This window comes from Rhizobium sp. 18055 (assembly GCF_902706285.1).
Classification (GTDB): Bacteria; Pseudomonadota; Alphaproteobacteria; order Rhizobiales; family Rhizobiaceae; genus Rhizobium.
The window spans coordinates 1-391 of sequence record NZ_CACSKD010000477.1 but is presented as its reverse complement, the minus strand read 5'-3'; the positions used below and the strand labels follow the sequence as shown (position 1 = coordinate 391).

At 69.3% G+C, this 391-nt stretch carries 1 protein-coding gene; it reads left to right on the top strand.

Going from position 1 to position 391, the window contains the following annotated elements:
• A partial coding sequence (locus GVL52_RS32700) for an ATP-binding cassette domain-containing protein (RefSeq protein WP_200848075.1) occupies window positions 1-391 on the top strand: 391 nt, incomplete at both ends.

Below are 391 nucleotides of genomic sequence, written 5' to 3'. Positions count from 1 at the left end.
GTGCTGAAGGTGGCCGGGGTCAGCAAGGAATACAAGCTCTATCCGTCCCCGCGGTCGCGGCTGCGCGCGCTGCTCACGGGGCGGGCCACGCACCGCAGCCACTGGGCGCTGCGCGATGTCTCGTTCGAGCTGCAGCGCGGCCAGTGCATCGGCGTGATCGGCGACAACGGCGCCGGCAAGAGTTCGCTGCTCAAGCTGCTGGCGGGCACGCTGCAGCCGTCGATGGGGACCATCCAGCGCGTGGGGCGAGTCACGGCCATCCTGGAGCTGGGTGCGGGCTTCCACCCGGATTTCAGCGGACGCGACAACCTGTACTTCGGCGGCCGCCTGATCGGCATCACGCACGAGGAGATGGCGCGGCTGGAGCCGGAGATCATCGCCTTCTGCGAGC